General features: G+C 58.9%; 22 protein-coding genes and 1 tRNA gene. 8 read left to right on the top strand and 15 right to left on the bottom strand.

Annotated elements, in window-relative coordinates:
• Positions 1-1,146: 1,146 nt before the first annotated feature.
• The 9 genes from Poly24_RS25135 to Poly24_RS25095 all read right to left on the bottom strand — a co-directional run bounded on the left by Poly24_RS25135 (position 1,147) and on the right by Poly24_RS25095 (position 11,494).
• Positions 1,147-1,494 carry a P-II family nitrogen regulator gene (locus Poly24_RS25135; protein WP_145102065.1) on the bottom strand — a complete coding sequence of 116 codons (348 nt, stop codon included), beginning with the start codon at positions 1,492-1,494 and terminating at the stop codon, positions 1,147-1,149.
• 323 nt (positions 1,495-1,817) lie between these two features.
• Positions 1,818-3,275 (bottom strand): ammonium transporter, encoded by a 1,458-nt coding sequence (locus Poly24_RS25130; RefSeq protein WP_231753342.1) that lies wholly within the window; start codon positions 3,273-3,275, stop codon positions 1,818-1,820.
• 753 nt (positions 3,276-4,028) lie between these two features.
• Positions 4,029-4,310: a hypothetical protein gene (locus Poly24_RS25125; RefSeq protein ID WP_145102063.1), complete on the bottom strand. Its 282-nt coding sequence runs from the start codon at positions 4,308-4,310 to the stop codon at positions 4,029-4,031.
• 288 nt (positions 4,311-4,598) lie between these two features.
• On the bottom strand, positions 4,599-5,453 hold the full coding sequence (locus Poly24_RS25120) for a metalloprotease (RefSeq protein ID WP_145102061.1): 855 nt from the start codon (positions 5,451-5,453) through the stop codon (positions 4,599-4,601).
• An 18-nt stretch (positions 5,454-5,471) separates the two neighbouring features.
• Entirely contained in the window at positions 5,472-6,683 is a 1,212-nt protein-coding gene (locus Poly24_RS25115; protein WP_197452162.1) for an MFS transporter, read from the bottom strand.
• Between the two features lie 312 nt (positions 6,684-6,995).
• Positions 6,996-7,559: a class IV adenylate cyclase gene (cyaB, locus tag Poly24_RS25110; RefSeq protein WP_145102057.1), complete on the bottom strand. Its 564-nt coding sequence runs from the start codon at positions 7,557-7,559 to the stop codon at positions 6,996-6,998.
• 403 nt (positions 7,560-7,962) lie between these two features.
• On the bottom strand, positions 7,963-8,859 hold the full coding sequence (locus Poly24_RS25105; protein WP_145102055.1) for a hypothetical protein: 897 nt from the start codon (positions 8,857-8,859) through the stop codon (positions 7,963-7,965).
• Positions 8,860-8,867: 8 nt separating this feature from the next.
• Entirely contained in the window at positions 8,868-9,941 is a 1,074-nt protein-coding gene (locus Poly24_RS25100) for a thiamine phosphate synthase (RefSeq protein ID WP_145102053.1), read from the bottom strand.
• A 77-nt stretch (positions 9,942-10,018) separates the two neighbouring features.
• The gene (locus tag Poly24_RS25095) at positions 10,019-11,494 is read right to left on the bottom strand and encodes an outer membrane protein assembly factor BamB family protein (RefSeq protein WP_197452161.1); all 1,476 of its coding nucleotides are present in this window, start codon (positions 11,492-11,494) and stop codon (positions 10,019-10,021) included.
• 168 nt (positions 11,495-11,662) lie between these two features.
• Between Poly24_RS25095 and Poly24_RS25090 the strand changes: the two genes are divergently transcribed.
• A tRNA-Arg gene (locus tag Poly24_RS25090) sits at positions 11,663-11,736 on the top strand.
• Positions 11,737-11,744: 8 nt separating this feature from the next.
• Here Poly24_RS25090 and Poly24_RS25085 read toward each other — a convergent pair.
• Positions 11,745-11,927, bottom strand: coding sequence for a hypothetical protein (locus Poly24_RS25085; RefSeq protein WP_145102049.1), 183 nt, complete (start codon positions 11,925-11,927; stop codon positions 11,745-11,747).
• Between the two features lie 1,013 nt (positions 11,928-12,940).
• Here Poly24_RS25085 and Poly24_RS25080 point away from each other — a divergent pair.
• From Poly24_RS25080 to Poly24_RS25055, 6 genes are all read left to right on the top strand, one after another.
• The gene (locus tag Poly24_RS25080; protein WP_145102047.1) at positions 12,941-13,384 is read left to right on the top strand and encodes a transposase; all 444 of its coding nucleotides are present in this window, start codon (positions 12,941-12,943) and stop codon (positions 13,382-13,384) included.
• 99 nt (positions 13,385-13,483) lie between these two features.
• Complete coding sequence (locus Poly24_RS25075) at positions 13,484-14,203, top strand: polysaccharide lyase family 7 protein (RefSeq protein ID WP_231753341.1); 720 nt, start codon at positions 13,484-13,486, stop codon at positions 14,201-14,203.
• Between the two features lie 181 nt (positions 14,204-14,384).
• Positions 14,385-15,908, top strand: coding sequence for a sulfatase family protein (locus Poly24_RS25070; protein WP_145102045.1), 1,524 nt, complete (start codon positions 14,385-14,387; stop codon positions 15,906-15,908).
• A 97-nt stretch (positions 15,909-16,005) separates the two neighbouring features.
• Positions 16,006-17,163 carry a glycosyltransferase gene (locus Poly24_RS25065; RefSeq protein WP_145102043.1) on the top strand — a complete coding sequence of 386 codons (1,158 nt, stop codon included), beginning with the start codon at positions 16,006-16,008 and terminating at the stop codon, positions 17,161-17,163.
• A gap of 15 nt (positions 17,164-17,178) precedes the next feature.
• Entirely contained in the window at positions 17,179-18,183 is a 1,005-nt protein-coding gene (locus tag Poly24_RS25060; protein ID WP_145102041.1) for a vWA domain-containing protein, read from the top strand.
• Positions 18,184-18,315: 132 nt separating this feature from the next.
• Positions 18,316-20,073 carry an alanine/glycine:cation symporter family protein gene (locus Poly24_RS25055; protein WP_145102039.1) on the top strand — a complete coding sequence of 586 codons (1,758 nt, stop codon included), beginning with the start codon at positions 18,316-18,318 and terminating at the stop codon, positions 20,071-20,073.
• Between the two features lie 30 nt (positions 20,074-20,103).
• Here Poly24_RS25055 and dusB read toward each other — a convergent pair whose 3' ends face one another.
• Positions 20,104-21,141, bottom strand: coding sequence for a tRNA dihydrouridine synthase DusB (gene dusB / locus Poly24_RS25050; protein WP_145102037.1), 1,038 nt, complete (start codon positions 21,139-21,141; stop codon positions 20,104-20,106).
• A gap of 132 nt (positions 21,142-21,273) precedes the next feature.
• Complete coding sequence (locus tag Poly24_RS25045; protein WP_145102035.1) at positions 21,274-21,708, bottom strand: response regulator; 435 nt, start codon at positions 21,706-21,708, stop codon at positions 21,274-21,276.
• Between the two features lie 416 nt (positions 21,709-22,124).
• Here Poly24_RS25045 and Poly24_RS25040 point away from each other — a divergent pair, with 416 nt between their 5' ends.
• Positions 22,125-23,003, top strand: a complete 879-nt coding sequence (locus Poly24_RS25040) for a hypothetical protein (protein ID WP_145102033.1) — start codon at positions 22,125-22,127, stop codon at positions 23,001-23,003.
• A 378-nt stretch (positions 23,004-23,381) separates the two neighbouring features.
• Here the strand turns inward: Poly24_RS25040 and Poly24_RS25035 are convergent, their stop codons facing one another.
• Genes Poly24_RS25035 through Poly24_RS25025 form a run of 3 tightly spaced genes read right to left on the bottom strand, consistent with a single transcriptional unit; the run spans position 23,382 to position 25,626 of the window.
• Positions 23,382-24,041, bottom strand: coding sequence for a TadE/TadG family type IV pilus assembly protein (locus Poly24_RS25035; protein WP_145102030.1), 660 nt, complete (start codon positions 24,039-24,041; stop codon positions 23,382-23,384).
• A 32-nt stretch (positions 24,042-24,073) separates the two neighbouring features.
• Positions 24,074-25,219 carry a vWA domain-containing protein gene (locus Poly24_RS25030; protein ID WP_145102028.1) on the bottom strand — a complete coding sequence of 382 codons (1,146 nt, stop codon included), beginning with the start codon at positions 25,217-25,219 and terminating at the stop codon, positions 24,074-24,076.
• Positions 25,216-25,626 (bottom strand): TadE/TadG family type IV pilus assembly protein, encoded by a 411-nt coding sequence (locus Poly24_RS25025; protein ID WP_145102026.1) that lies wholly within the window; start codon positions 25,624-25,626, stop codon positions 25,216-25,218. Before Poly24_RS25025 ends, Poly24_RS25030 begins: the two co-directional genes overlap by 4 nt.
• Positions 25,627-25,949: the final 323 nt, after the last annotated feature.

The raw sequence follows: 25,949 nt of genomic DNA, 5'->3' as shown, positions 1-25,949 counted from the left end.
AATCCTCTGTGGCCTCTGAGCTCTCTGTGGCAAAAATCGCAACAGCCACCGAATCCCGACGGGATCGTAGAGGGTAGCCGGTGGCTTGAGCGCAGCGAATACCACCGGAAACGTTCACGTTATCGAGCGCCGTCCCCGGCGGGGGCGCACATCGATCTGCGATCACTGCGGGACCAGCGCGGGTTCCGGAGGCCGCCGCTGCGAGACAACCTCCGCCTACCTTCTGGAATCCCTTTGGGATACCGCTTGCCACAGAGGTCGCCGAGCACACAGAGGAAACCAGCCAAGCGCCCAATCCTCGGTGGTCTCTGAGCTCTCTGTGGCAAAAATCGTAACAGCCACCGAATCCCGACGGGATCGTAGAGGGTAGCCGGTGGCTTGAGCGCAGCGAATACCTCCGGAACCGTTCACGTTATCGAACGCCGTCTCCGGCGGGGCGCACATCGATCTGCGATCCCTTCGGGACCATCGCGGGTTCCGGAGGCCGCCGCTGCGAGACAACCTCCGGATACCTTCTGGAATCCCTTTGGGATACCGCTTGCCACAGAGGTCGCCGAGCACACAGAGGAAACCAGCCAAGCGCCCAATCCTCGGTGGTCTCTGAGCTCTCTGTGGCAAAAATCGTAACAGCCACCGAATCCCGACGGGATCGTAGAGGGTAGCCGGTGGCTTGAGCGCAGCGATTACCACCGGAAACGTTCACGTTATCAAACGCCGTCCCCGGCGGGGGCGCACATCGATCTGCGATCCCTTCGGGACCATCGCGGGTTCCGGAGGCCGCCGCTGCGAGACAACCTCCGGATACCTTCTGGAATCCCTTTGGGATACCGCTTGCCACAGAGGTCGCCGAGCACACCGAGGAAACCAGCCAGGCGCCCAATCCTCGGTGGCCTCTGAGCTCTCTGTGGCAAAAAACACAACAGCCACCGAATCCCGACGGGATCGTAGAGGGTAGCTGGTGGCTTGAGCGCAGCGAATACCAGCGGAAACGTTCACGTTATCAATCGCCGCGGCCGGCGGGGGCGCACATTGATCTGCGATCCCTGCGGGACCAGCGCGCGGTTGGGCGCCGTTATCCGGAGGGCGCCGCTGCGGGATCGATTCGTGCGAAATTACCGCGAACGTTGGGATCGTCGCTAATCCGCTCTAGATCGCTTCGCTGCCCCGTTCGCCAGTGCGGATTCGCACGCAATCATCCATTGGCAGAATGAAAACCTTTCCGTCGCCGATCTGTCCCTGCTGGCCCGTCCGTCCGCCGGCCAGGATCGCATCGACGGTTGGCTGGACAAATTCGTCGTTGACGGCAATCTGCAGTTGAACTTTGCGAAGCAGAGTGACGGAGAATTCGTGACCGCGGTAGACCCCGGTCTGTCCCTTTTGGCGTCCAAAGCCTTGGCAATCGACGACCGTCAGGCGGAAGACTTCGACCTCGGTCAGCGCCTTCTTGATCGCTTCCAGTTTATCGGGCTGGACAATGGCAATGATCAGTTTCATCAGCAGGCTTTCCGGTGGATCGGTGCGATCGTGTCGATGGGAATTCTGGGATGAATCTAGCCAACGTTCCCTCGATGTGGCAACCAGGCTTGATCAAGTGAGCACGGCAAAGAGCGATGTGCCGCATCGATCGCGAGAGCGTCGCAATCGTCCAACCGACGCAATCGGTCGGCGGCAAGAAGAATAGAAAAAACCCCGGCCCGGGTGAATGAGGCGGACATCCACCGCGGGCCATTGGGGTATCCTCTGGCCCAGGCAAGAGCCGAGAAGATTCAAATAGTGGCGGTGAGCCAGGCAAGCTCACCGCCACACTTGAGCGAACACTAGCCAGCCGCTGGGGCTAGGCTGTCTGCTGGGTAAGCGTGCATTCCGTGCTCGGAGATATCCAAACCAGCGGTTTCTTCTTCTGCCGAAGCACGCAGGATGCCAATTCCCTTGAGGATCACAAACAGGATCATCATGGTGACAAAGGCCCATGCACAGATCGCGGCAGTACCGATCAACTGAACCATGAAGCTTGTCGAGCCACCATCCAGGTGAGTGTTTGGCAGGAATCCGATGGCCATGCAGCCCCAGACTCCACACGCACCGTGTACCGGGAAGGCACCGACGGGATCGTCGATCTTCAATTTGTCCAAAGCGACGATCGCGGCGACAACAATCACACCCGAGACGGCACCGATAACGATCGCCCACATGTTGCTGAAGCAATCGCAGTTAGCGGTGATGCCAACCAATCCACCCAATGCACCGTTGAGGCTCATCGAAAGATCGGGCTTGCCGAACATGATCCAGCTGACGATCGTTGCAGCGACAACACCAGCGGCTGCCGAAAGGGTTGTGTTGACGGCGATGAAAGTGGTCGCGTCGATGTCGGCTGCCGATTGGAATGCCAATTGGCTACCAGGGTTAAATCCGTACCATCCAACCCACAGGATGAAGACACCCAGGGCTGCGAAAGCGATGTTGTGACCAGGCATTGGAACCGATTTTCCGTCGCTTGAGAAACGTCCCAAGCGTGGGCCCAGGACGATCGCACCGGCCAGGCCAGCGAAACCGCCGCAAGCGTGAACGACTGCCGATCCGGCGAAGTCTTGGAAAGCCAATCCGCCATCGAACTGGGTCAGCCATCCGCCGCCCCACTTCCAGTAACCGCTGATTGGGTAAATGATTCCGGTCAGGATCGCGCTGTAGATCAAGTAAGCCTTGAATTGCATACGGCCGGCAACCGCACCCGATACGATCGTCGCAGCGGTCGCTGCGAAGACGGCTTGGAAGAACCAATCGACATCGGGGCTGAAGGTTTGACCTTCGCTAGGAGCGTAGATTCCCACGCCACCAAAGTCGAAATAAGGGTTTGGATCTTCTTTGTAGCTGCCTGGATACATCAATCCAAAGCCGATCACAAAGAACAACAACGCACCGACCGAAAGGTCCATCACGTTCTTGTAAAGAATGTTGATCGTGTTCTTGGCGGCATTCAAACCCACTTCGACCATCGCGAAGCCAGCTTGCATGAACAAAACCAAAACAGCACACAAGAACAAGATCGCGTTGTCTAACGCGTAACCAACTTCCGAACCCGCTTCGGCTTCTTCTTCAACTACCACTTCTTCTTCGACGGGCGGAGCGTCACTTACGCCGGCAGCCTCTGTGGCCTCCGTGGTCGCCGATTCCGCATCCTGCGCAAATGCAACCGACGTAAGTGACAGACTCACCCCCAACAACCCAATAGCAATGATCGCAAGCGACCAACCTGAAATTCGTCCAACCTGTGACATAAATGATTCTCTTCTGTTTTCTGAGGACTCGTTGCGTTGAAACGGCAGAAACGCTCAGCCGCCTAAAACTGTGCTGACATTCCCTCGCCTGGATTCCGTTGTTTGCCCGGGCCATGTTGGTCTCGACCGGATCAAGCAAGGTCAGCGTTGGGTCCTTATTGCAACGGCCGTGCCAATCTTGGTCCGCCGTTAGGGGCGAAACGGCGTAACCGCTGTAAAATGCAGGAGTAAAACATTTCAAAATTTCTTAACGGAGCGTTCAGGCCAACCGTGTAAGGGGGCGGGTGCCTATCGCTTGGGCATTGCAGGTCGCGAATTTGGGCATGCCTCTGCCCATTAGAAGGCTCATTTGATAGGGCCTCGTTGTGGGGCTTGCGGGAGGACGTCGGCGAGCTGACGGTGATCGTTTGGAGCGGCCGAGCGACGGGCTTGCCCCCCGTCGACTCATGGCATTCGACGATACTCAAGCCGTACCGGTGGGCGGCGGAATCGTGTCGATTTCACCGTAGTGTCTCGGGAGGTCGCGGCGAAGGTGGATTGCGAGGGGCGTCGCCTGGGCGGGCGGAAATGGAAAGAGGTTCAGCTGTGAGCGGGTGATCGCGGCATGAGGGCGTCGAGGGCTCAGGGGCGCGGACGACAGCGGCGAAGGTCGCTTCGTGACGAGAAGGCGGGAAGATCTGCGAGCGCACAAAAAAAACGCTGTCCCGCACTTGAAGCGGAACAGCGTCTTGAGTGGTCGACGGCTGTTGTAGCCTACGACTTTTTCTTGGTGGTCTTTTTCTTGACAGCAGCCTTCTTTTTGACGGCAGCCTTCTTGGTGGTCTTTTTCTTGACGGCAGCCTTCTTTACAGGAGCCTTCTTGGCGGTTGCCTTCTTTACAGGGGCCTTCTTGGCAGTTGCCTTCTTCTTTACGGGGGCCTTCTTCGCAGCCGCTTTCTTCGCAGGTGCCTTCTTGGCGGTTGCTTTCTTGGCAGGTGCCTTCTTGGCTACTGCTTTCTTCGTAACCTTCTTCTTGGTCGCTTTTTTCTTTGCCACTGTTTTCCTCCGCTTGGGGAATGCCCGGCGGGATCTTGTGTCGAATGGTTGAAACGACACCGGCCACACCCGCCGACGAATTGAACACCGTGATGGTGTATGCGTCTTGACCGTTCAAGACGCTAAACGCAGTCCACGACTGGCGTTCTGGTGCGTAACTGTACGAACATTGCAAGTTAATGCAACATCTTTTCCACAAAAACAGCGTGTCGGAAACCGACTTTTCCGCCCTCGATCCGCCCCCAAAAAAACACGCTTCGCAGCGTCTGCCGCGATCGGCTGCGGAGTTCAAAAGCGGCCTCTCGAACCACCTCCGGTTAACATCTCGTAGTTGCTGTACGCTAACGACGCGAACAACAGGGTCATGAAGAGGCGCCCCGACATTACCCCATAGGCGGCCATTAACAGGGCACAGCCCATCGAGAGGACAATCGCGTGGTAGAGGGTGCCGCCAAAAAGCTCAATGATTTCCTTGGCAATTTGGCCTCCATCAAGGGGATATACCGGGATCAGGTTCAGCAGCGCCCACATCACGCTGGGCCAGACCAAGAAATTGACCAAGCCAAACATACCCGGGGAATCGATGGGTTGTCCCCCTGCCAAGCTCGGCACGCTGGAGAGAAAGTCGGGCATCAACAAAATTTCAAAGTCGCGTGCTCTGGCCACTCCGATCACGATTGCCGCCAGTGTCAACTGGGCCAACGGGCCCGCGGCGGTGATAAAAATTTTTTCTGCTTTCGAGCTGTTTTTTTTGGAAAACCTCGCGCCATACGCGTTTTGCGGAATCGCTAAGCCGCCAAAGTGATACAGCACGATCGATGCCTGCTGCCCGCACATTCGCATCGCAACGGCGTGACCGAGCTCATGAACCAGGATCGATACGAAGACCGAAAAGATCCACAACAGCAACAACGGACCCCGGCTGCCAGGAAACAATTGCGACAATTGCGAGACCAGGTCGTACCCAAAAACGAGCGCCATGATCCAGAATCCGATCGAGATCCGAACGGGAAATCCCAGCAGGCCAAAGTTCACGTCGTAAGCTGTCCGTCCCGGCTCGGCTAACATCCCCATACCACCTTTAAAATCTCGATTTTCAAACAACCCAAACCAACAACCGATCGCATCACACGATCGACGCATGCGCTTCGACGCGAACTATCATCGCTCGCCATGAGGATCCGAACAACGTGGCTCTTCCAGTCGTCCCGAAATCCACCACGCCGCGACGCCACACAGCGAAATCATCATAAACACCGGCGAAAAACCTATCCGATCGATCATCATTCCAACAACCGGAGAACAGAGCACCGGCAGTCCCGTGGCGACGCTGATCGCCGCCAGATACGACGGATGTTTGTCGCTCGGTGCGACTTCCAAGGTGTAGTTCATGAACAATCGCAACAGCACCGGCGTCAGTCCAACCAGCACGAAGACGATCGGGAATGCCCACGCGATCTCGGTCCAGACCAATCCGATCGCCAACAACGGCGCTGCGGTCACGCCGATCAATCCCAATCGCAACGCGATCCGGTTGCCGCGACGATCGGCTAACGGCCCGACGACCATACTGAACGCCGCGGTCCCCAAATTCTGCACGATCAACCACCACATCAGGCTGCGAAAATCGCCCCCCAGCAATCCGCCGCGGCCAAGCGATTGATAGTGCGGAAACAACATGATCGTCGAACCAAACAAGGCCGCTGCGATTGCGAGGCGCCGAAAATTGGAATCCTCGCGAAATGGTAAGACAGCTTCCGCATACCGCGCCCGAATTCCTTTGACCGCCGCGGGCGTTTCCACGATCACAGCCGGTTCATCGACGCACCAAGCGATGGCTGCAGCGACAAAAAAGGCGACCGACGATGTGGCAAACAACCAATGGAATTCGACGCCTTCCGCCGTTACCCAAGCGGGCATGCAGATCCAAACGGCCCCGACCGCCGCAGTCACGCCAACCACATTCGTCACCAACAGCAAACGGCCGCGATCTCCCGCCGGAATCAATTTGCCCTGCAGCGTATGAAACAGCACCTGCGTCATCCCCGTCGCGACAAAGAAGATCGCGTAGATGGCGATGAAAAAGACCTGCAGCCCGACGGGATGGGCATCCATCAGGCGAAACCCAACGGCTAGCAGCGCAAAACAGATCGCCATCAACACCGTGCATCCGCACAACCAGTTCTTCTTCTGCGGGGCCTTTTGCATCGGCCCAGCCAACAGCAACGCTGGCACGCTTTGGCAGATTCGGTTGATCGGCGGCAGCAAGCCGCGCAGCATCCCGCTGCCTCCCAAAAAGTCCAACACCGCCGGCATGATCACGCTTTCGGTCTTGAAGATCCAACCGACCCGCAAGACCACCTGAAAAAGCATCAATTCGATGAAGTTCTTCGATGCTACGGCGGACGATCGGTCTTCGGCAGACGATTCCCGATGCGGATCGGTTGCGTCGTCATTGGCGGCCGAGGAGCTTTCGATGAGCTCGGAGATGATGGATTCCGGGGCTGGGAGAAAGGATGCGGAGCGTCGCGTCGAATCGCGCGACCCCATTTGGGCAGGACGTTCCGCCGATTTGCGGAACCGTTAGCAGTTTAAACCGCGGCAGCCAAAACGAACAAAGGGGGATCGCTCCTCGGTTTGCCCTGGGCGATCCTTGGCTGCCACTGCGCTCCGCCGCGAGAGGACCTAGGCGTCGGCTTGCAGCAGCATCCGCAGATAGCTTCGTTTTTCGGGATTCTGCAAGCCCAACGATTCGGCGAACGCTTGGACATATTCCTGAGCCCGCTCGATCCCGTCGGCTTCGGCGATGCATTCGATCTCCGCATACGTGCCGACCCGCTGCACATCGTCCAACGTCACCGTCAACTCGCTCGACGGCGCCTCCGGCTGAACCGCAAACGACTCTCGCTGCTTAGCGACCTCGGCGACGCGGCGGAATCCCAGATGAACCAACAACGCTTCGGTGTTCGAACCATCGGCATCCCCCGCTCCCAACGCCCACTCCAGCTCGATCCGGGTCTTCACCGGACTATCCAGCTTGGCCCCTTTGTAGGTGATCATCGGCTGATCATCGACGCGGCGGATCCGCAGCGCCTCGTGCGTCTGAGCAAAATCTCGGCAGGGATGGTTGTAATAGGTATCGCGATGCTGTTGGATCCCCAGCGGCCGCGCCCCGCGATCGATCAATTGCGTGCGAAGCGCCGCCAGATCGGCGACCGGGAATTTCAGTTCGACTTCGTATTGGGACATCGTTGCGCTCGTTGGATTGGTCGGGTGGCGGCAAGCAATCAGTGGATAAACCGCGTGCTGAAGGTAGGTTAACTGACGTTGGTCGCGAACCCGTCACCTTTGAATATTCACAATCCTAGCCGCCGCAGCGATTGGCGGGCACCGGCGGACTGGACTAAGCGGCGACTGGCCAGCTAGATCCCCGAACGCACGATTCAATCATCGTGCTCGTACTCGCTCGGGCAACGAAAAGGAGCGTCGATCCGTCGCAAGGATTAGCGGCGGGATGTAGTGGACGAGGTTACGAGTCCCAGCGATTGGGTCTGATGGATGCAAAAGGACTCGTAGCCTCGTCCACAATGCCGTTCGTTGAACGGCATTGTGTTTAAGCGAGGACCGTTGCTTTTTTTTTAACTGCCGTCCGCTAGCGAGGGATCGCGACGCGGATCAGTGGCGCCGGCTTCTTTTCGCTCGTCAGCCAGACAGCATCGTCGTGGCGGTCGAAGCAGATCGCTTCCCCCTGGCGACGCCAAGGCGTCCGCAACAGCGTCGGCGTTTGAGCGAAGGTCGCTTCCCAATCGACCTTCCCGCCGCCAGCAACCTGTTTCCGCGGAAAGATCATCGCGTCGACATACGATGCGACTACGACCCGCCCGTCGCGCGGATCGATATCCATCGCGGTGATCATCGGCATCCCGATCGTCCCCACCCGTGTCGCCGTCACCTGCGCATCCTTCCGCCCTGTCTCCAACGGAACGCTGTAAACCTCCGCGGCAAAGTTTCTCACCTTGCACGCCAACAGGATCACCCGCTCCCGGACATCGACAGCCACCGCTTCGCAATCGCGCGGCCCGTCGGGGTATTGGATTCGCCAGATCTGAGCGACCTCGACCCGCTTGCTGTCCAAATTGGGTTCATTCACGCGATAGCAGACGACTTCTTTCCGCCGCCGCGCGTTGTCGCCGACGTCGGCGATCATCAGTTGCGGTTGGCCGTCCAACGCATACGACGCGATGTCCTCCCAATCGATGTGCTTGGCACCCGAGATCTCGACCTCGTGGCGGTGACGCCCCTGCTGGTCCATCGCAAACAATCGCGGCGAATCGCCCGAATCGTTATGCGTCCACAAGATCCCCTCGTGCCGCCACGACGCCGCCACCCCACTGCTCTCCCCCACGTCGTTGCACTCGATCGTGCACTGCGTGCTATCGATCGCCGCGTCGTCCGCAGTGGGCCCCGACGCAGCCCCGCCGATGCCGACAACCAAGATCAACAGCATCGCCGACAACAAACCAACAGCTCCTCGGCTCGAAAACTTCATCGACACGTTCACCTATTTGTTGCTTCGTCCTGCCGCAGCAGGCGTTGTTTTAGTTCCGCCACCATCGCCGCTGGCGACTCGCTCCGCGTGATCGCTCCCGCCACGGCAACGCGCGAAAATCCCGCGTCGAGCACATGTTCCAGGTTTTCCACCCCGATCCCGCCGATCGCAAACGCAGGCAGCGTGGTCGTTAACGCTGCATCTCGCAGGAAATCGGTTCCGGGAAACGCTTCGAATGACTTCGTTCCCGACGGAAAGGTCGGCCCACAACCGATGTAGTCCGCTCCATCGGAAACCGCTTGCTCGACCTGCGCCACGCAGTGCGTCGACACGCCCAATAATCTTTCGGGACCGATGATCTGACGGACAACCGTAGCGGGCAGTTCGTCTTGGCCAACGTGCACGCCGTCGGCATGCACCGCTGCGGCGATGTCGGGGCGATCGTTGACGATGAACAGACATCGGCTGGGCCTCAGCGTCGCCGCAGCTGCCGCGGCGTGTTCATACAGTTCGCGATCGTTCAACCGCTTATCGCGCAACTGGATCAAATCGGCTCCCGCCTCCGCAAGCTCTGCGATCGTCGCGGTCATCGCTTCGATCGAATCGCCGCCGTCGACCAGCACATACAGCTGGCAATCGGCCAACCGATCGCGCCGTTGACTCAATTGTTCCAGCGTCGCAAACAGCGTGTACGAGCGGTAGCGGCAGGCTTCGAACGCGCGGCCGATCCCGCTGTCGACAATCTTGCCGTACTCCTCCAGGCAACGCAGCGATTGTTGCACGCGAGCCGCAGCGGCGATCGCCACCGCTAACGCGTCGACACGCTCGGTTTCGGTAGGCGTTTCGATCGCGGTGCCGACATCGCCGGGCGTGTCGCGAGCGGCCAACAGCTGCGAACGCGGCAAGCCCTCCGCTGCGGTAGCTGTCTGATGGCGCAGCTGTTTCAACTGTTCGGACAACTGCGGATCGCCGAGCACAAACCGCGCGTACTCCTCGATCGTCCGCAGCCCTTCGCTGGCCCGATTCAACGACGCGTCCAAGATCCGCCAGACACCGCTGGCCGTCGATTCCTTTCCATCCATCCGTTTATACTCCCATACCGATGCGATCGCGCAGGTCTTTTCCCTGCCTGAAACCCCGCATCTTTCCATCCACTCTTTTATGATCCCGCACCGATGTCGTAACAGTGGAGTTCGTCTTGATCGCGCAGATACAACCGTTTGCCCGCGATCACCGGATGCGCCCAAGCTTTGCCGTTGACCGACGCCGGCTTGAACTCTCCCTTTAATTGGTAGCCGCCGGGATTCGCTTCGATCAAAGCCACGACGCCATCTTCGTAGCGAAAGATCAAATGCCCATCGGCCGCCACGATCGCCGCCGACCCTTTGCCCGGTCCGCGTTGTCCCTCGCCCCAAACCGTCCGTCCGCTGCGCAGATCGACACAGCGGGGAAAGCCTTGGTTGTGGCCATGCCCCATGTAGATCTTGCCATCGATCAGGATCATCCCGCCGTGATGATTCTGCAGCGTGCGGTTGTCCTTATAATAGACTTCGCGATACCGGATCGTCCGCCCCTGTTTCTTCAGTTCCAACAGCGCGCTGCCACCGTCGCCATACCCGCTGGAACAGAAGACAAAATTCCCATCGACAAGCGGTGTCGGCACATTGGCAGTGGTGTTTGCAACGCGAGGGTAGTGCCACAATGGCTCGCCATCGGCGGCGCGAATGCCGATCAATCCCTTGCCGACCAGATTGACATATTGTTTGATCCCGCCGGCGTGGCTGATTACCGGCGACGCGTACCCCGCCGTTCCCTCTTGCATCGGCGTCTGCCAGATCACATCCCCTGTCTTTTTATCGAGAGCTGCCATCACCGCCCGATCGCTGCCGGGAGTGCAGATCAGTCGATCGCCATCGATCAACGGCGATTCGCTGTAACCCCACATCGACATCATCCGGCCGCCGAAATCATTGGGAAAGTTCTTTCGCCAAACGACAGCGCCGTCGGTCGCCGACGCGCACAGCAAGTCTCCGGCATGCGAGAGTCCGTAGACCAGACCGGCTTCGACATCCAACGTCGGCGTGCAATTGGGATCGCTGCCGTCGCCGACCGGCGTTTCCCAGATCACCGTCCCGTCGTCGCGGCTAGCGCAGACCAATTGAACCTGGCCACCTTTTTTTCCCATCGTGTAGATCTTGTCGCCGGCGATCGCCAAAGAGGAAAACCCGTTGCCGAGTCCGCGCGAAGACCACAGAAGAGGCGGTCCGCCGCTGGGCCATTCTTTCAACAGCCCCTGTTCGCGCGAGATCCCATCGCGCTGCGGACCGCGCCAGCCGGGCCAATCGGTCGACGCCAGAGCTTCCGCTGCCGAAGCCGCCGGCTCATCGGTCGGCATGGTCTGCCGTTTCATCTCCGCCCGAACCCACACCTGATCGCGTTGGCTCAAGCGTCCGATCGGCAGTCGAGAGATCGAACCATCGGCCTTTTTAAGTTCCACGGTCGTGCCGTCGAAGCCAACAAAATCGGCTTCGATCTTGTAAGCTCCCGTGCTATCGATCCAGGTGCGAGCCAAGGCGGGCGATGCGAACAGCAGCATCCCCAGGCAGAAAGAGTAGGTGATTGAAGGCGAAGACATGACGAGCATCCAGCGAGGAGCGAGAAGTCGGCGGCAGCCAACGCCACCGATTTACCGCTCCAATTCTAGCCTAAACCCCTCTCCCAATCGCCCACAACGATTTGGAAATTCATCCTCAGGCACCGTTTACCAACGCGACAAGGGAAGCGATAATCAGCCCCATCAACCGCCCTGGTAGCTCAGTTGGATAGAGCAACGCTTTCCTAAAGCGTAGGTCGTGGGTTCGAGTCCCGCTCAGGGTACTTTTCATTCATTGTGGCTGCGTCGCAGGAGTCGAGGCTTCAGCCGAACCGTGGGCAAGATCGCGCAGGGATCGCATACGGTAGCCGGTGGTTTGAGCGCAGCGAATACCACCGGTACCGTTCACGTAATCGATCGCCGCCCCCGGCGGGGGCGCACATTCGTCTGCGATCCCTTCGGGATCATCGCGCATTAGGGCCTTGCATTCCGGAGGCCGCCGCTTCGCGACGACCTCCGGCTACCATCTGCGGTCCCTTCGGGAACGTTGTTTGCCACAGAGCAAGCAGAGCGGATCCAATCCTCGGTGGCCTCTGAGTTCTCTGTGGCAAAAATCGCCAACCGCCACCGAATCCCAACGGGATGGATTTGCGCTCCCTGCGGGAGCGTCGCGCGTTGGGGTCGTCGCGTACCGGAGGCCGCCGCTTAGCGACGACTTCCGGCTACCTTCTACGGTCCCTTCGGGAGCGTCGTGTGCCACAGAGCAAGCAGAGCGAATCCAATCCTCGGTGGCCTCTGGGTTCTCTGTGGCAAAAATCGCCAACCGCCACCGAATCCCGACGGGATGGATTTGCGATCCCTTCGGGATCATCGCGTTTCCGGAGGCCGCCGCTTCGCGACGACCTCCGGCTACCATCTGCGGTCCCTTCGGGAACGTTGTTTGCCACAGAGCAAGCAGAGCGGATCCAATCCTCGGTGGCCTCTGAGTTCTCTGTGGCAAAAATCGCCAACCGCCACCGAATCCCGCAGGGATGGATTTGCGATCCCTTCGGGATCATCGCGAGTTGGGGCTCTTGCTTTCCGGAGGCCGCCGCTTAGCGACGACCTCCGGCTACCTTCTGCGGGTCCCTTCGGGAACGTTGTTTGCCACAGAGCAAGCAGAGCGGATCCAATCCTCGGTGGCCTCTGAGTTCTCTGTGGCAAAAATCGCCAACCGCCACCGAATCCCGACGGGATGGGGCTGCGCTCCCTGCGGGAGCGTCGCGCGTTGGGGTTCCCGCGTACCGGAGGCCGCCGCTGCGCGACGACTTCCGGCTACCTTCTACGGTCCCTTCGGGAACGTCGTGTGCGCTGGGGCCTTGAGTACCATCCAAAATCCCTTCGGGATTGTTCCGCGCACGTTGGGATTGTTGCACGCGTTCCTAACATCCCGACCCAACCGGGGCTTTGCTCCCGATTCGAACGAACATGTCTTCGGAGAGAACGCGCATGTCGACTTACCATTGCATCCACTTCCACATCATCTTTTCCACCAAACATCGCAAACCATGGATCGATGATGCGTGGGTCCACCAATTTCACGCTTATCTCGGCGGGACACTCAAAGGACTCGAGGCGGTGCCGCTGAAAATCGGCGGCGTATCGGATCATGTCGACATGCTAGTCGGCTGCAAAACAACGCACTGCCCCGCCGACTTGGTCCGAGAAACAAAAAGTGCCGCCACGCTGTGGGTTCACAAAGAAATCAAATTCGCTCCCTTTGCATGGCAGGAGGGATACGCGATCTTCTCACTCAGTCCCGATGCCTGCCCCGGAGTCGCGAAATACATCGAGCATCAAGCCGCTCATCACCATAAGAAATCATCGCTCGATGAATTGAAAGAACTGCTGGCCAAGGCGGGCGTCCAATACGATCCAAAGTATCTCGAATAGGACATTTTTCATCAGCGACACATCGCGTCACACGTACAATACGTTCTGGGCAAATTCACTGTCGATGCAGCTCACAAACGATGTTACCTGGAACGGACCATGCCCCGATTTGTTGTAATGTTCTTCGCTCTGGCGATCCCCGCTTCGCTGGCCGCTGCCGATCCGCCGGGGAAACTTCTGGACCTGTCGAACTGGAAACTGACACTCCCCATCGATGCCGATGATTCGGGGAAGGCGGATGAGATCGTTTCGCCCGAGCTCAAGACGTTTGTCGATCCGCGATACTTCTTCGTCAACGAGGGGGGCGACGGGATCGTCTTTCGCGCCCATTGCGGCGGCGCCACAACAAGGGGTTCGAAATTCCCTCGCAGCGAACTGCGGCAGATGATCGATCGCGGCCGAGAGGATGCCGACTGGAGCACCGCCGGGCAAACGCTCCATACGATGACGATGCGCGTCGCGATCACGAAGACGCCAACAAAAAAGAAGCACGTCGTCTGCGCTCAGATCCACGACGCTCAAGACGATCTGATCATGATCCGTCTTGAAGGAACCAAGCTGTTCGTCGAACGCAATGCGATGGAGACGGTGATGCTCGACCGCAAATACCAACGAGGAACGCCCTTCGATTTAAAGATCCAAGCTGGCGGCGGGCGCGTGAAGGTTTGGTATGAAGAGGAGCTGAAGATGGATTGGCAGGTCTCGCGATCGGGATGCTACTTCAAAGCCGGCTGCTACACCCAATCGAATCCCAGCAAAGGGGACGCCACCGACGCCTACGGCGAAGTGGTCATCTACCGGTTGCAGGTCATGCCGTAGGGTGCCTCAATCGATCGAGATCCGTCGACGGGGCCATTGGTGGGGAATCCCGGCCGTCTCGTGGGAAAGGTTCCATCGGCGATAGAAGCGGGCTCGCGGGTTACTACCTTGTGGGTTGATACCAACTACAATGGACGAGCCGCCCATGCTCGTTATTTCCTCGTCTTGTAAGTTGTGTTGTATGTCCAAATCCCTCACCGCTTGGTTGTCGATCGGTCTGTTGGTTGCGTTAACGAATAACGCAGTTTCCCAGACGTCCCATCCCAATATCGTTCTGATCTATGCCGACGATCTCGGCTACGGTGACACAAGCTGCTACGGTGCGACCGCCGTGGCGACTCCTCATATCGATCGGATCGCCAGCGAAGGGATCCGGTTCACCGACGGGCACGCTCCGGCGGCCACTTGCACTCCGTCGCGGTATGCGATGTTGACGGGCCAGTACGCATGGCGTCAGCAGGGAACGGGGATCGCCAAGGGGGACGCGTCGGCGATCATTCAACCCGGTCGCGTGACGCTCGCTTCGATGTTGCACGACGCCGGCTACAAGACCGGTGTCGTCGGCAAATGGCATCTTGGATTGGGACCGGCAGAAGGGGCCGATTGGAATGGCAAGATTGCCCCGGGGCCGTTGGAGATTGGATTCGATTACTGTTTCCTGATCCCGGCCACCGGCGATCGCGTCCCCTGTGTCTACGTTGAAAATCATCACGTCGTCGATCTCGATCCGGACGATCCCATCCATGTCAGTTTTAAAACGAAGGTGGGCAATGAACCAACAGGGGCGGAGAACCCGGACCTGCTGAAGATGCATCCCAGCCATGGCCACGATCGCACGATCGTCAACGGGATCAGCCGGATTGGCTATATGACCGGGGGCCATCGCGCTCGTTGGGTTGATGAAGAGATGGCCGATCGGATCACATCCAAAGCGGTTGCGTATATCGAAGAGAACAAAGACGATCCGTTTTTCCTGTTCTTCTCACTGCACGACATCCATGTCCCACGTGTCCCGCATCCGCGATTTGTCGGCACGACGGCGATGGGACCGCGCGGCGACGCGATCGCGCAGACCGATTGGTGTACCGGCGAGATCCTGGCGGCACTGGATCGATTGAATTTGACGGACAATACAATCGTGTTGTTCACAAGCGACAACGGTCCGGTCGTCGATGATGGCTACCAAGACGAAGCGGCGGAGAAGCTGGGGGATCATCAACCCGCGGGCCCGTTGCGGGGTGGCAAATACAGCAGCTTTGAAGGCGGAACGCGGGTGCCGTTTGTGTTGCGGTGGCCCGCGAAAGTTAAAGCAAATCAAACCAGCGACGCGTTGGTCTGCCAGATCGATCTGCTGCATTCGTTTGCCACGCTAACGGGGCAGACGTTGGCTGCGGAGGCTGGGCCCGACAGTCACAATCTAATGGCCGCTTTGCTGGGCGAGGATTCCCAGGGACGCGACCATTTGGTCCAGCAGGCACGCACGTTGTCGTTGCGGCAGGGAGACTGGAAATATTTGGAGCCAGGTAGGGGGCCAGCGATCAATAAGAACACCAACACCGAGGTGGGTGTCGCCCCCCAGGCTCAACTGTACAATCTACGTGCCGATCTGGGGGAACAAAAGAATCTCGCCGATCAACATCCACAGCGCGTGGATAAAATGAAGGCGACGTTGGGTCGGGTTCGATCCGAAAGTTCCAGTCGATAAGTCAATCCGCGGTCATGCGAAAACGCTTGGCCGCATCGCTGCGTCAACCGCGTGTCGGCGATTGCATGCGTTAACCACGATCGGTGACAGGCCGCCCATGGCAAGACCGTACAAAGTAATGCTGATGGCCGGGTCGATGGACGGTGGCGGCAGCGAACGTCAGACCCTAAATCTTTTGCGGCATCTCGATCGGCAACGATTCACGCCGCATCTGTTTTTGTGTTATCGCCAAGGAAGTCTGTTGGACCAAGTTCCCGACGACGTGCCAGTGTTCTCGTTTTGGGATCACCACCGTTGCCCCCGGGTGAGTCTTCCGGGGACGATCCACCGGATGCAGGTGCGCTCGCTGCGCGATGAGATCATGTCGCGGAAGATCGATCTGGTGTACGACCGTACGTTTCACATGTCGATGCTGGCGTATCCGGCGACGCGAGGATTGCAATGCGGTCGCGTCGCCACGATTGTTAGCCCCCCGGATCGCGATGTGCCTTCCGTGGAACGTCGATTCGTTGCGGTCAAGCGATGGCTGTTAGCGCGGTCATATCGTCGCGCCAACGCGATCGTGACGGTCAGCCAAGCGGTGGCCGATGCAGCAGCGGGTTATTACGGAATCGATCGGCGACGCTTTCAAACGATCCATAGCCCGATCGATCTTCAGGCGATCCAACGCGAAGCGGCGACGGGGGCCGAGGATCTGGTGATCGATCCGGTCGACGTCAACATCGCCTGCGTGGGGCGGATGAGTGAAGAGAAAGGCCACCGCTTTTTGATTGAGGCGATCGACAGCCTGCGCGATCATCCTGTGTTCGATTGTTTACACCTGTGGATGGTCGGGGATGGGCCGTTGCGTTCGGCATTAGCCGCGCAGGTCGACGAACTGAAGCTCGAACGACAGGTCCATTTTGTTGGCCAGCGGCCCAGCGCGGTGCCGATCATTGCTCAGTGCCAGCTGGTTTGTGTGCCGTCGCTGTACGAAGGCTTGCCCAATGTGGTGCTCGAATCGATGGCGCTGGGCGTGCCCGTGATCGGGACCACCGCCGGCGGATCCCCCGAGCTGTTTGGTGATCGCACCTTTGGCGAGCTTGTTCCGCCGGGAGATAGCAGGGCGTTGGCCTCGGCGATTTTGCAATTTGCCGAAGAGCCCGAATCGGCGCAGGCGAAATCGATCCAGGCGAAGCAGCATGTGTGTGACAGGCATTCGATCGAAGCGGTCGTTCCGCAAATCGAACAGGTGATGTTAAGTGTGGTCGAATAGATTTCCGCGGAGGTAATGGATTTGACGCCCGCGTACCGTCCCGACGATTTCACGCCGCCCCATCGCGGATTCCCGGGGTGGATGTTTTCGACGCTGCTGCATGGGATCCTACTGGTCAGCCTCGCGCTGTTGCTGGGGCGGGATTCGCAGGGTACCGGTGAGGCTCCCGATCGGCCCGTCGGGATTGCGATCGTGCATCGGATGCCCGACCGCACGGAGTACGAGATGGCGGCGGAAACGGCTTCGACGTCCGATTCCGCCGCTGCACCGCCGGCAGCTGCGGCGGGAGAAGGGTCGCAAGCGGCGCTACCGGCCGACGCTGCACCACCGCTGGATCTCGACGGATTGTTGGCCGCGGCCCTCGACACCCCGCTTCCATCGGGTGGTTCGGGCGATTCCGATGCGTTGCAAGCCGCCGCTGCGTCGGCAGGGAAACCGAGTATGAACCTTGGTCCCAGCGGGTCGCAGCATACGACCGAAGTCTTTGGAATCTCGGGGACGGGCAGCCGGTTCGTGTACGTTTTTGATCGCTCCGAAAGTATGAACGGTTTTGGTGGTCGGCCGTTGATGGCCGCCAAGATGCAATTGGTTCGCAGCATCCAATCGCTGGGGCCCGAGCAAGAATTTCAGATCATCTTCTATAACAATCAGCCGCGGGCATTCATCCCCGGCGGTCAAATGGTGCGTCTGCTCAACGGCGACGATCAGACCAAGCGAAGCGCCGAACAGTACGTTCGCGCGATGACCGCTTTCGGGGGGACGCGGCACATGGATGCGTTGTTGATGGCGTTGCGGATGAGTCCCGACGTGATCTTCTTTTTGACCGATGCGCGAATCCCACGCCTTAATGGGGCCCAATTGCAGGAGATCCGCGCCCGTGCGCAACGCAGCGGCACGACGATCCACACGATTGAATTTGGCGACGACCTCGAACCGCCGCGAGACAGTTTTCTGCGTGGCCTTGCCACGGAGAATGGAGGTCAGTATCGATACCTTCCCGTGGGAGGCTTGGACGGTTAAGGCCCTCCACTTAATTCCGTCGCATGGGTTTTTTTGTCCCACGCCTACGATACGATAGCATTCCGAAAGCCAACGCCTCCGGACTGCTTCGCCCCGCCCTGTGTTTCTCTTCCACTGAAGGAGCTCGACGAAATGTCGCTCATAGATCATCGCTTCCGCCTTCCCGTCACGACCTTGCTATTGGCCCTCAGCCTCACGGGGCTGGCGTGGGGGCAGGATGAATCCGCGACCGAAGTGGCCGCCGCCGAGGCGGCGGCAGCGGAGTTCGTCGAGGTGGATGCCGAGCCGGAGCCGGCGGTCGTGTCCAAGAAGGCGGCCTGGGTGGTCGCCGTCGATACTTGGTTTGGCGAACAGTTGGTTGGACCGTTGGCGACCTTGTTCTTTTATGACTTTGGCACCGGAGTTCCCTTTGTCGTTGCCTGGCTGTTGGTCGCGGGAGTCTTTCTGACGCTCCGCTTGATGTTCATCAACATCCGTGGATTCTGGCATGCGCTGCGGCTGACGCGTGGGGACTACGATGATCCCGCCGACGTCGGCGAGGTCTCTCATTTCCAGGCGCTGGCGACGGCGCTCAGCGCAACGGTAGGACTGGGAAACATCGGCGGCGTCGCCGTTGCGATCGGAATCGGCGGCCCGGGAGCTGCATTCTGGATCTTTGTCGTCGGTTTTCTCGGGATGAGCACCAAGTTCGCCGAATGCACGTTGGGTCAGTTGTATCGGACAACCGATTCCGACGGACATACGTTGGGCGGCCCGATGCGTTACCTGAAAGCTGGTCTGGCGGAGATGCGGCTCGGCTGGCTGGGGATTTTTCTGAGCACGTTGTTTGCAATCCTTTGCATCGGTGCCAGCTTTGGCGGCGGCAACGCCTATCAGGTCAGCCAATCGCTTTCGGCGATCAAAACGGATGTCGTCTTTTTGCAAAGCTATCCCTGGGTCTACGGGTTGGTGATGGCGTTGGCCGTTGGTGTGGTGATCATCGGGGGAATTCAGTCGATCGGACGCGTGGCATCGAAGATCGTCCCTTTGATGTGTTTTGCATATTTTGCGGCGGCGTTGTGGATCTTGTTTCAAAACGTTTCGGCGCTGCCCGATGCCTTGGCATTGATCGTGTCGAGTGCGTTTGAACCCTACGCGCCGTTGGCGGGCGGAGCGATGGCTGTGTTGGTGATGGGGATCCAACGCGCGGTCTTCAGCAACGAGGCGGGGGTGGGTTCGGCGGCAATCGCCCACTCCGCCGCCAAGACCAACGAACCGGTCAGCGAAGGGATCGTGGCGTTGTTGGAACCGTTCATCGATACGATGGTCGTCTGCATGGTGACCGCCCTCGTGTTGGTGGTCAGTGGCACCTACAACCCACACATTCAAGACGTGGATTCGCCCGATAGGTTCGCGTTTGTCGAAACCCATACGCCCGAAACGGTTGTGGCTTCGGTTTTGGGATCTGTCGATCCCGACCAACCGATCGAAACCCAAGTCGACGCAGCGCGCGCTCGACTGGCGCATATGGTCGAGCATAAAGAAGGAGCCGGGATGACCTTGGTCGCCTTCCGCAGCAGCGGATTCCATTGGTTCGGTTACATCCTGTTTGCCGCCGTGGTGCTGTTCGCCTTTTCGACCTGCATCTCGTGGTCGTATTATGGAGAGCGCTGTTGGGTCGGACTGTTCGGAACGCGGTCCTCGGTCCTCTACAAACTGCTGTTCGTCTCCTTCACCTTCCTCGGCTCGATCGTCACGGCGACCAACATCCTCGAATTCAGCGATCTGATGATTCTCGGCATGTCGCTACCGAATCTGCTGGGAGTCTTTTTGCTCAGCGGTGTCGTCAAACGCGCCCTCGATGCATACTGGCGAAAGTACCGCTGTGGATCGCTGGAAAGGATTCTTTAAAGCGATGGTGGGCCGTTGATACGCCGCCAGCTATTGTGAGGCGGCTTCGATGGCGTCGAGATCGCGAGGGAAATACTCTTCCACGACCCCGTAGAATTCCGAAGCGGTCGAGACCCGGGCGACGTGCGTTCGGAAGTGCCGGGCGCCGAATTTGCCTTGCGCGTAACAGCAGGCGAACTTACGCATCAAGACGGTTCCCTTGGCTTCGCCGAACCGCTCGACAATCATGTCGTAGTGCCGCAGCATGCATTGGCGCTGCAGTTCCAAAGTGGGTTCTGGAGGAACCGGTTCGCCACGTAAAGCGGCGTGCGCCTGGGCGAACAACCATGGTCGGCCCAGCGACGCCCGCGCGATCATCACCCCATCGACACCGTAATTCTCGAACGCAGCAACCACTTTGTCGGCGCTGTCGAGGTCGCCGTTGCCGATCAATGGAATGTTGCGCAGGTGTTGTTTGATTTCGGCAATCCGGTCCCAGTCGGCGCTGCCGCTAAAGAAGTCTTGCGCGGTGCGTCCATGGACGGTCAACGCCGCAGCGCCCGCTTCTTCGACCACCTTGGCGATGTCGTCGCAGTTGACGTTATTGCGAGTGCAGCCCAAGCGAATCTTGGCGGTCACCGGCGTAGGGGCGCAGGCCTCGACCAAACGGCGGATGATCTCAAACATGGTCTTGGGGTGCTTCAGCAGATAGCTGCCGCTGTGCGCTTTTTCGGTCACCTGTTTCACAGGGCAACCAAAATTGATGTCGACCACGCTGACCTGGTAATCGTCGACCAACCGCTTGCCGACCTTGGCCATCACTTCGGGCTGATTGTCCCAGATCTGAACTGCCAGAGGGCGGGCTTCTTCGCGAACGCCCCACAATCGATCCGGGTGTTCCGCTTCGTTTTCGTCGAGCCAGACGAAACCGCGGGCGTTGACCATTTCGGTGGCGTGCAGTCCCACACCCCCATACTCGCGGACGATCTGGCGAAAGGCATAGTTGGTGAACCCCGCCATCGGTGCTTGCAGGATCGGCGGATCAACTTTGATAGAGCCGATCCACAGGGGGGGAGGAGTCGATGTCATGCTAGAAAGATTTGCCGGACCAGGAATGGGATCGCGCTAGCGCTTGCGCGGAATTTCTAGCTTATCAAGCCTGGTTGCATTTCAACAAGTCATCGGACCGCAGGACGGAAAGCTCATGCGTCGGCCGTCGTATCAGACGGTTACCGGTTCCGGCATCGGGGGAGCGAGCGTTTGGGTGATGTGATGCTGCAGCTTGGGCCACATGCCGGTCGACTTGGGAACGAAGTGCGCGTTGTCATCGCGGACACGTTGGATCATCGGAGCGGTGGCGGCGCCGCTGACGACGACGACAGGAATTCGCGACCAAGCCCATTCGCTGCGAAGCATTTCCAGCACGCACATTCCGTTTCCGGCGGGCATGTGGATGTCCAGCACGATCATGTCGGGTCGATCGCGTTTGATTAGCACCAGAGCCGACAATGCGTCGTGGGCGATTGTCACGCGGAAGCCCAAGTGCGTGATCCGGCGCGTCATCGCGGCGACGAGATCACGGTCGTCGTCGGCGATCAGGATGGTTGGAACGTTATTTGGTTTGGGATCGATGTCCCTGTCGATGTCGTCGAACATCAAAAAAATTACACAGATTCAGGCGTGAATCTGCCCCCTGGATTTTGGAATCAGTTGAATCATCAGACGTTGCCCCGACCACGACGTTGCCTCGAAGTCACGATCTGTCTGTTGCGAGTATACGTTGCGAAATCTCCGCGGCAGCCGAAGCAGGCGAAGCTGCGGTTATCCGCAGGTGTTGCAAAAAGGCGACGTGCGTGCGATCGGTGGTGTTGTCAATTCGCGACGCCACCGCGCCGGGGGACGCCATGATCGAAGGCTCTCCGAACGATTTTGACTAGTGTTTTGCCGATCTGTGGCTGGGAATCCGATCCGGTGGCCCAGTCGTTGGCATCGCTTCTGCATTGTTCCAGATCCGCTCGGGCATCGGGCCTGAACGAATTCACGACAAGCACCTCGCGGAAGCAACCCAAATCATGCACGCTGCAATGCTGGCCGAACTGGCTGCCTCGCTCGCAATTCACGGACCACGTTTGCTGGCCGACGGGGATTCGATTCCGGCCGCCGCCCTGCAAGATTACTGGATTGCGTCGCGGAATCGATCGACCCGCTGGCACCAAACGCTCGCCCTGCATCGCGAATTCGAGCGTTCTGGCAATCTCACGGGCTTGCGAGCGTGGTGGGAAAACCAGTTGCCGACGTTGGAAGAAATTTTGGTCAGCGAAATCCTGACCCGCGTTTATGCCTCGCTGGGGCACGGTTTGGATGCCAAGCTTGCCGAACCCGAGGTCTATCCGGTGGTCCACAGTGTCCATGTCAGTCATCTGGAAGCTCGGAATCGAGTGCTGGGAGTGATGGTCAGCCAACGTGGTGCGTCAAGCGAAGCGGTGGCACGGCTGAATCGATTGCGGAAGACGGTCGAACGTTGGACCGATGTGTTGGTCGGCCAGGTGGCGGCAGTCTTTCCCGAAGCGGCCCGCTACGGCAGCGTTCTCGAACGGACGCTCTCATTTGCTGAAGATGGCTGCGACCAAGCGGCACGCACCCGGCAAACGCAAGGTTGGCTGTTAATGGCCGCGATCCGTGACAGCTTGCTGCGGCAGATGAGTGCAAATGCGGCCAACCCGATCGAAAATGGCAAGATCAGCGATTCGGTGCTGGTTTGCTTGCGTCCGGACATGTTCGATGCGTTGGGCACGTTGCAGTCGTTGTGGTTGCATCGGCTGCGTCATTCAGCCCAGCAGACCGATTGCGTGTTGTCGCAATTATTGGTCCCCAATCTTGACGCGGCGGAAATGTTGCCGGGGTTTGAAGCGGTCCGCGATGCCGACTTTGCACGCCGAATGCGACGGTAGGGTGTGAACCCTCTGTTTCCCAACAGCGTTGGAAGAAAAGAAATAGAACCAGCGAGGATGTCGGTCGCAATCCAACGCGTGGCAGCGGCTGTTATCTCCAAGCTGGTCCCGGATCAGAACGCGTGAAGACCATGCAAATCCCGCAGCCATCATCCGGGATTTTCTGGAAAGATATCAATCTATCCCTCATTGTCTGCTTAAGGATGCCTTGCGTTGCCTTTAAGGGGGCTTGCTGTCACATTGCTGGGCGGGACCGCTTGGGGGAAAGCGGTAGGAAAGCAGCGGCGAACGGAGGGTTACCGCGGCCGCTGGAACTGGATGATCCAATAGAAGGGGCCCCGAGCGGCACTTAAATGACGGCGCCGGCGGTACCGCGGATCAGAGCATCGGTGTCGGACGCGGTGCCGGAGTGGGCGTAGGCGTTGGGGCCGGCGTGGGCGTCGGGGCAGGTGTTGGTTCCGGAGTCGGCTCGGGTTCAGGCTCGGGTTCAGGGTCCGACGTAGGAGTTGGAGTGGGGTCTGGATTCGGCTCGGGTTCCGGAGTGGGCTCCGGCTCGGGGGGTGGCGGGGTCGCGATCGCGGAAGCCACGATTGTCGCGGCCCGTTCGGTCAGCAACGCCGTTTCGGCCGACAGTTCGCTGCCACCGGTATATTTGGTCAGGTACCACGCATTCTCCGCCGCCTTGGCTGTAATCAGAACGGTGACCTCCGGAGTGGTTTCCAGGATCTCCGCGGGCGTGACCTGAATCTTTGCGACCGAAAGCCCGTAGCGATTCAAGATCTCGTTCGCCTTCGCTTTTGCTTCCGAAGTCGTCGCTCCGGGAACGATCACTTTCCGGCAGGCTTCGTAAGACGCCGAGTCGATGGCGTGGCGAATATTTGAAATCCGCACAAACTCAATCGAACCCAAGATCAGCATCAAGAGGATCGGTAGGATCACCGCGCATTCAACCACATACGCACCGCGGCGAAGTGTCTGTGGACGCGATCGAAGGATCGAAAGCTTGCAACGTTCGTAGCGAGAAGGACGTAAGTTCATGGCGGGGTGGGTGTTCGCGGGAGGAAGGTGGGTTATTTGGTCAGCAACGTCGGCATGCGTTTCGCGATTTCGGCGAAGACAATTTTCAGTTCGTCGCCGTTCTGGGCGTGAAAGTGTTTGCCATAACCTTTTTCGGCGACCTTCTGCATACGGTTTTGATCCGCTTCGTCGGAGAAGGTCACACTGAAGATCATCGCACCGCCACTGCTGGCTTGCTTCGCAGCGGAGACCGGGTCGGTCCCTTGATTGTGGATCCCATCGGTCAAGACAACGATCACTTTGCTGGCACCGGTCCGCGACTCGACACGGTTGATCAATGCTTCGATTCCCTGGCCAATCCCTCCGCCGATGTTTGTCCCTCCGGCACACAACGATTGGGTGTAGGTGTCGAGCGTGGTGGCGATTTTGGTGAAGTCCGCGGTCAATGGCTGATCGATAGTCGCCGAACCGTTGTAGGTCACCACCGCAACACGTTCGTCAGTGGGAGAGTTGGTGATCTCGGTTGTGAAAACATCCACTGCGGCGAGCATGTCGCGCCAGCGGGAGATCGGGGGAGCAGGGTCGCAGAAGTCCCAGCCTTCGGGAGCCGAACTTGGGGAGGGGGGATAGACCGCCGGTTCGTTGGATGCGTATGCCATCGATCCCGATCGGTCGATCACCAAGGCGATGTCGACGAGCACCTGAGTTGAGATCGCGTGCTGTTCACTGTTGACCGCATGGTGCCCCAAAATTCCAGGAAACGGCAGCGACAAAGGGCCGTCGGCCGAGCCCGTTTTGCGACGGGCAAAGATCCGCACCGAATTGGGATGCGGGGTCCCTTGGGTGAAGTCGTAACGCGCGGTTCCCTGACGCATGGCCGTCCCAAATTCAATGTCGCTGTCCTCTAGCGTCAGTGGAACGTTGCCAACCTTGTTTCGCTTTGCCAGTTGTTTCGCGCGTCGCCGCGCCGCCTCTTCGCTTTTCGACATCGTCAGTTCGCGGCTGCCGGCACGCGCTGCAATGTCGCTGACAATCGTCATTTCGGTTCGGCGCAATTCGATGCTGGCGGAGTTGATGGCAAAGGCGGCCAGGATGAGCATCATTGGCAGAACAATGCTCATCAGAACCAACACGCTGCCTCGACGATCTACCGCGGTCGGATTCGTCCGCCGCGAGGACGTTTTTGGATTCACAATCATGATCCATGCTCCTTCATCACGGTGACTTCGCCCACGACCGTGCGGTTGGACAGTACCAACAGCGGACCAAGACTATTGCCCGACAGCTCGGCACTGACCTTGATCGTGATCTCGGTTCCGTAAGCTTTCGTTGGGTAGTCCGCGGGGGTCACCAGCACGGTCGCGTTATTGACCTGGCGGGTCAGCAAAATTTTGTCGCACGTCGCTTTCACGTTGGCTTCGGTCGTGTCGGGCTGCAACGCAACGCGCGCCGCTTCGTAAGCACAAATCGTCAACGTCTGCTGCAGATGGATTGCCGCGGTCACTTCCTGGACGCCAAAAGCGATCAGCAAGATCGTTGGGGCGACGACTGCCATTTCAACCGCTGCCACGCCTCGGCGGGCTCGATTCTGGAGGGCTTGTTTCACTGTTGTATCACCGGGGTTGAGTGAGTTGCTGGCGACGTTGTCCGACCGAACGCCTTCGATCGCTGCGTTGAGAACCGGTCGGGGAGACCGCTGTTCTGCTGTCACTGCCTTGCCGCAATGGGAACTTAGGTCAGTCGGAATCACCGCGCTTCGCGGAGCGGGGGATCGCTGGAGGGAACTCCGCGAACGGGTCCGGAAACGCGCCGTTCTTGGCAGTCGAATCGGTTGTGAGGCTGCGTGTTTTACGCGGAATACACAGGTTTTCTTGGCTTTGTTGTGACGTTTTGATCCACCCAGATCCCCCTAGCTTCCCCAGTTGGTTG

The sequence above is a fragment of the Rosistilla carotiformis genome (assembly GCF_007753095.1).
Taxonomy (GTDB): Bacteria; Planctomycetota; Planctomycetia; order Pirellulales; family Pirellulaceae; genus Rosistilla; species Rosistilla carotiformis.
This window is presented reverse-complemented; position numbering and strand designations above follow the sequence as displayed.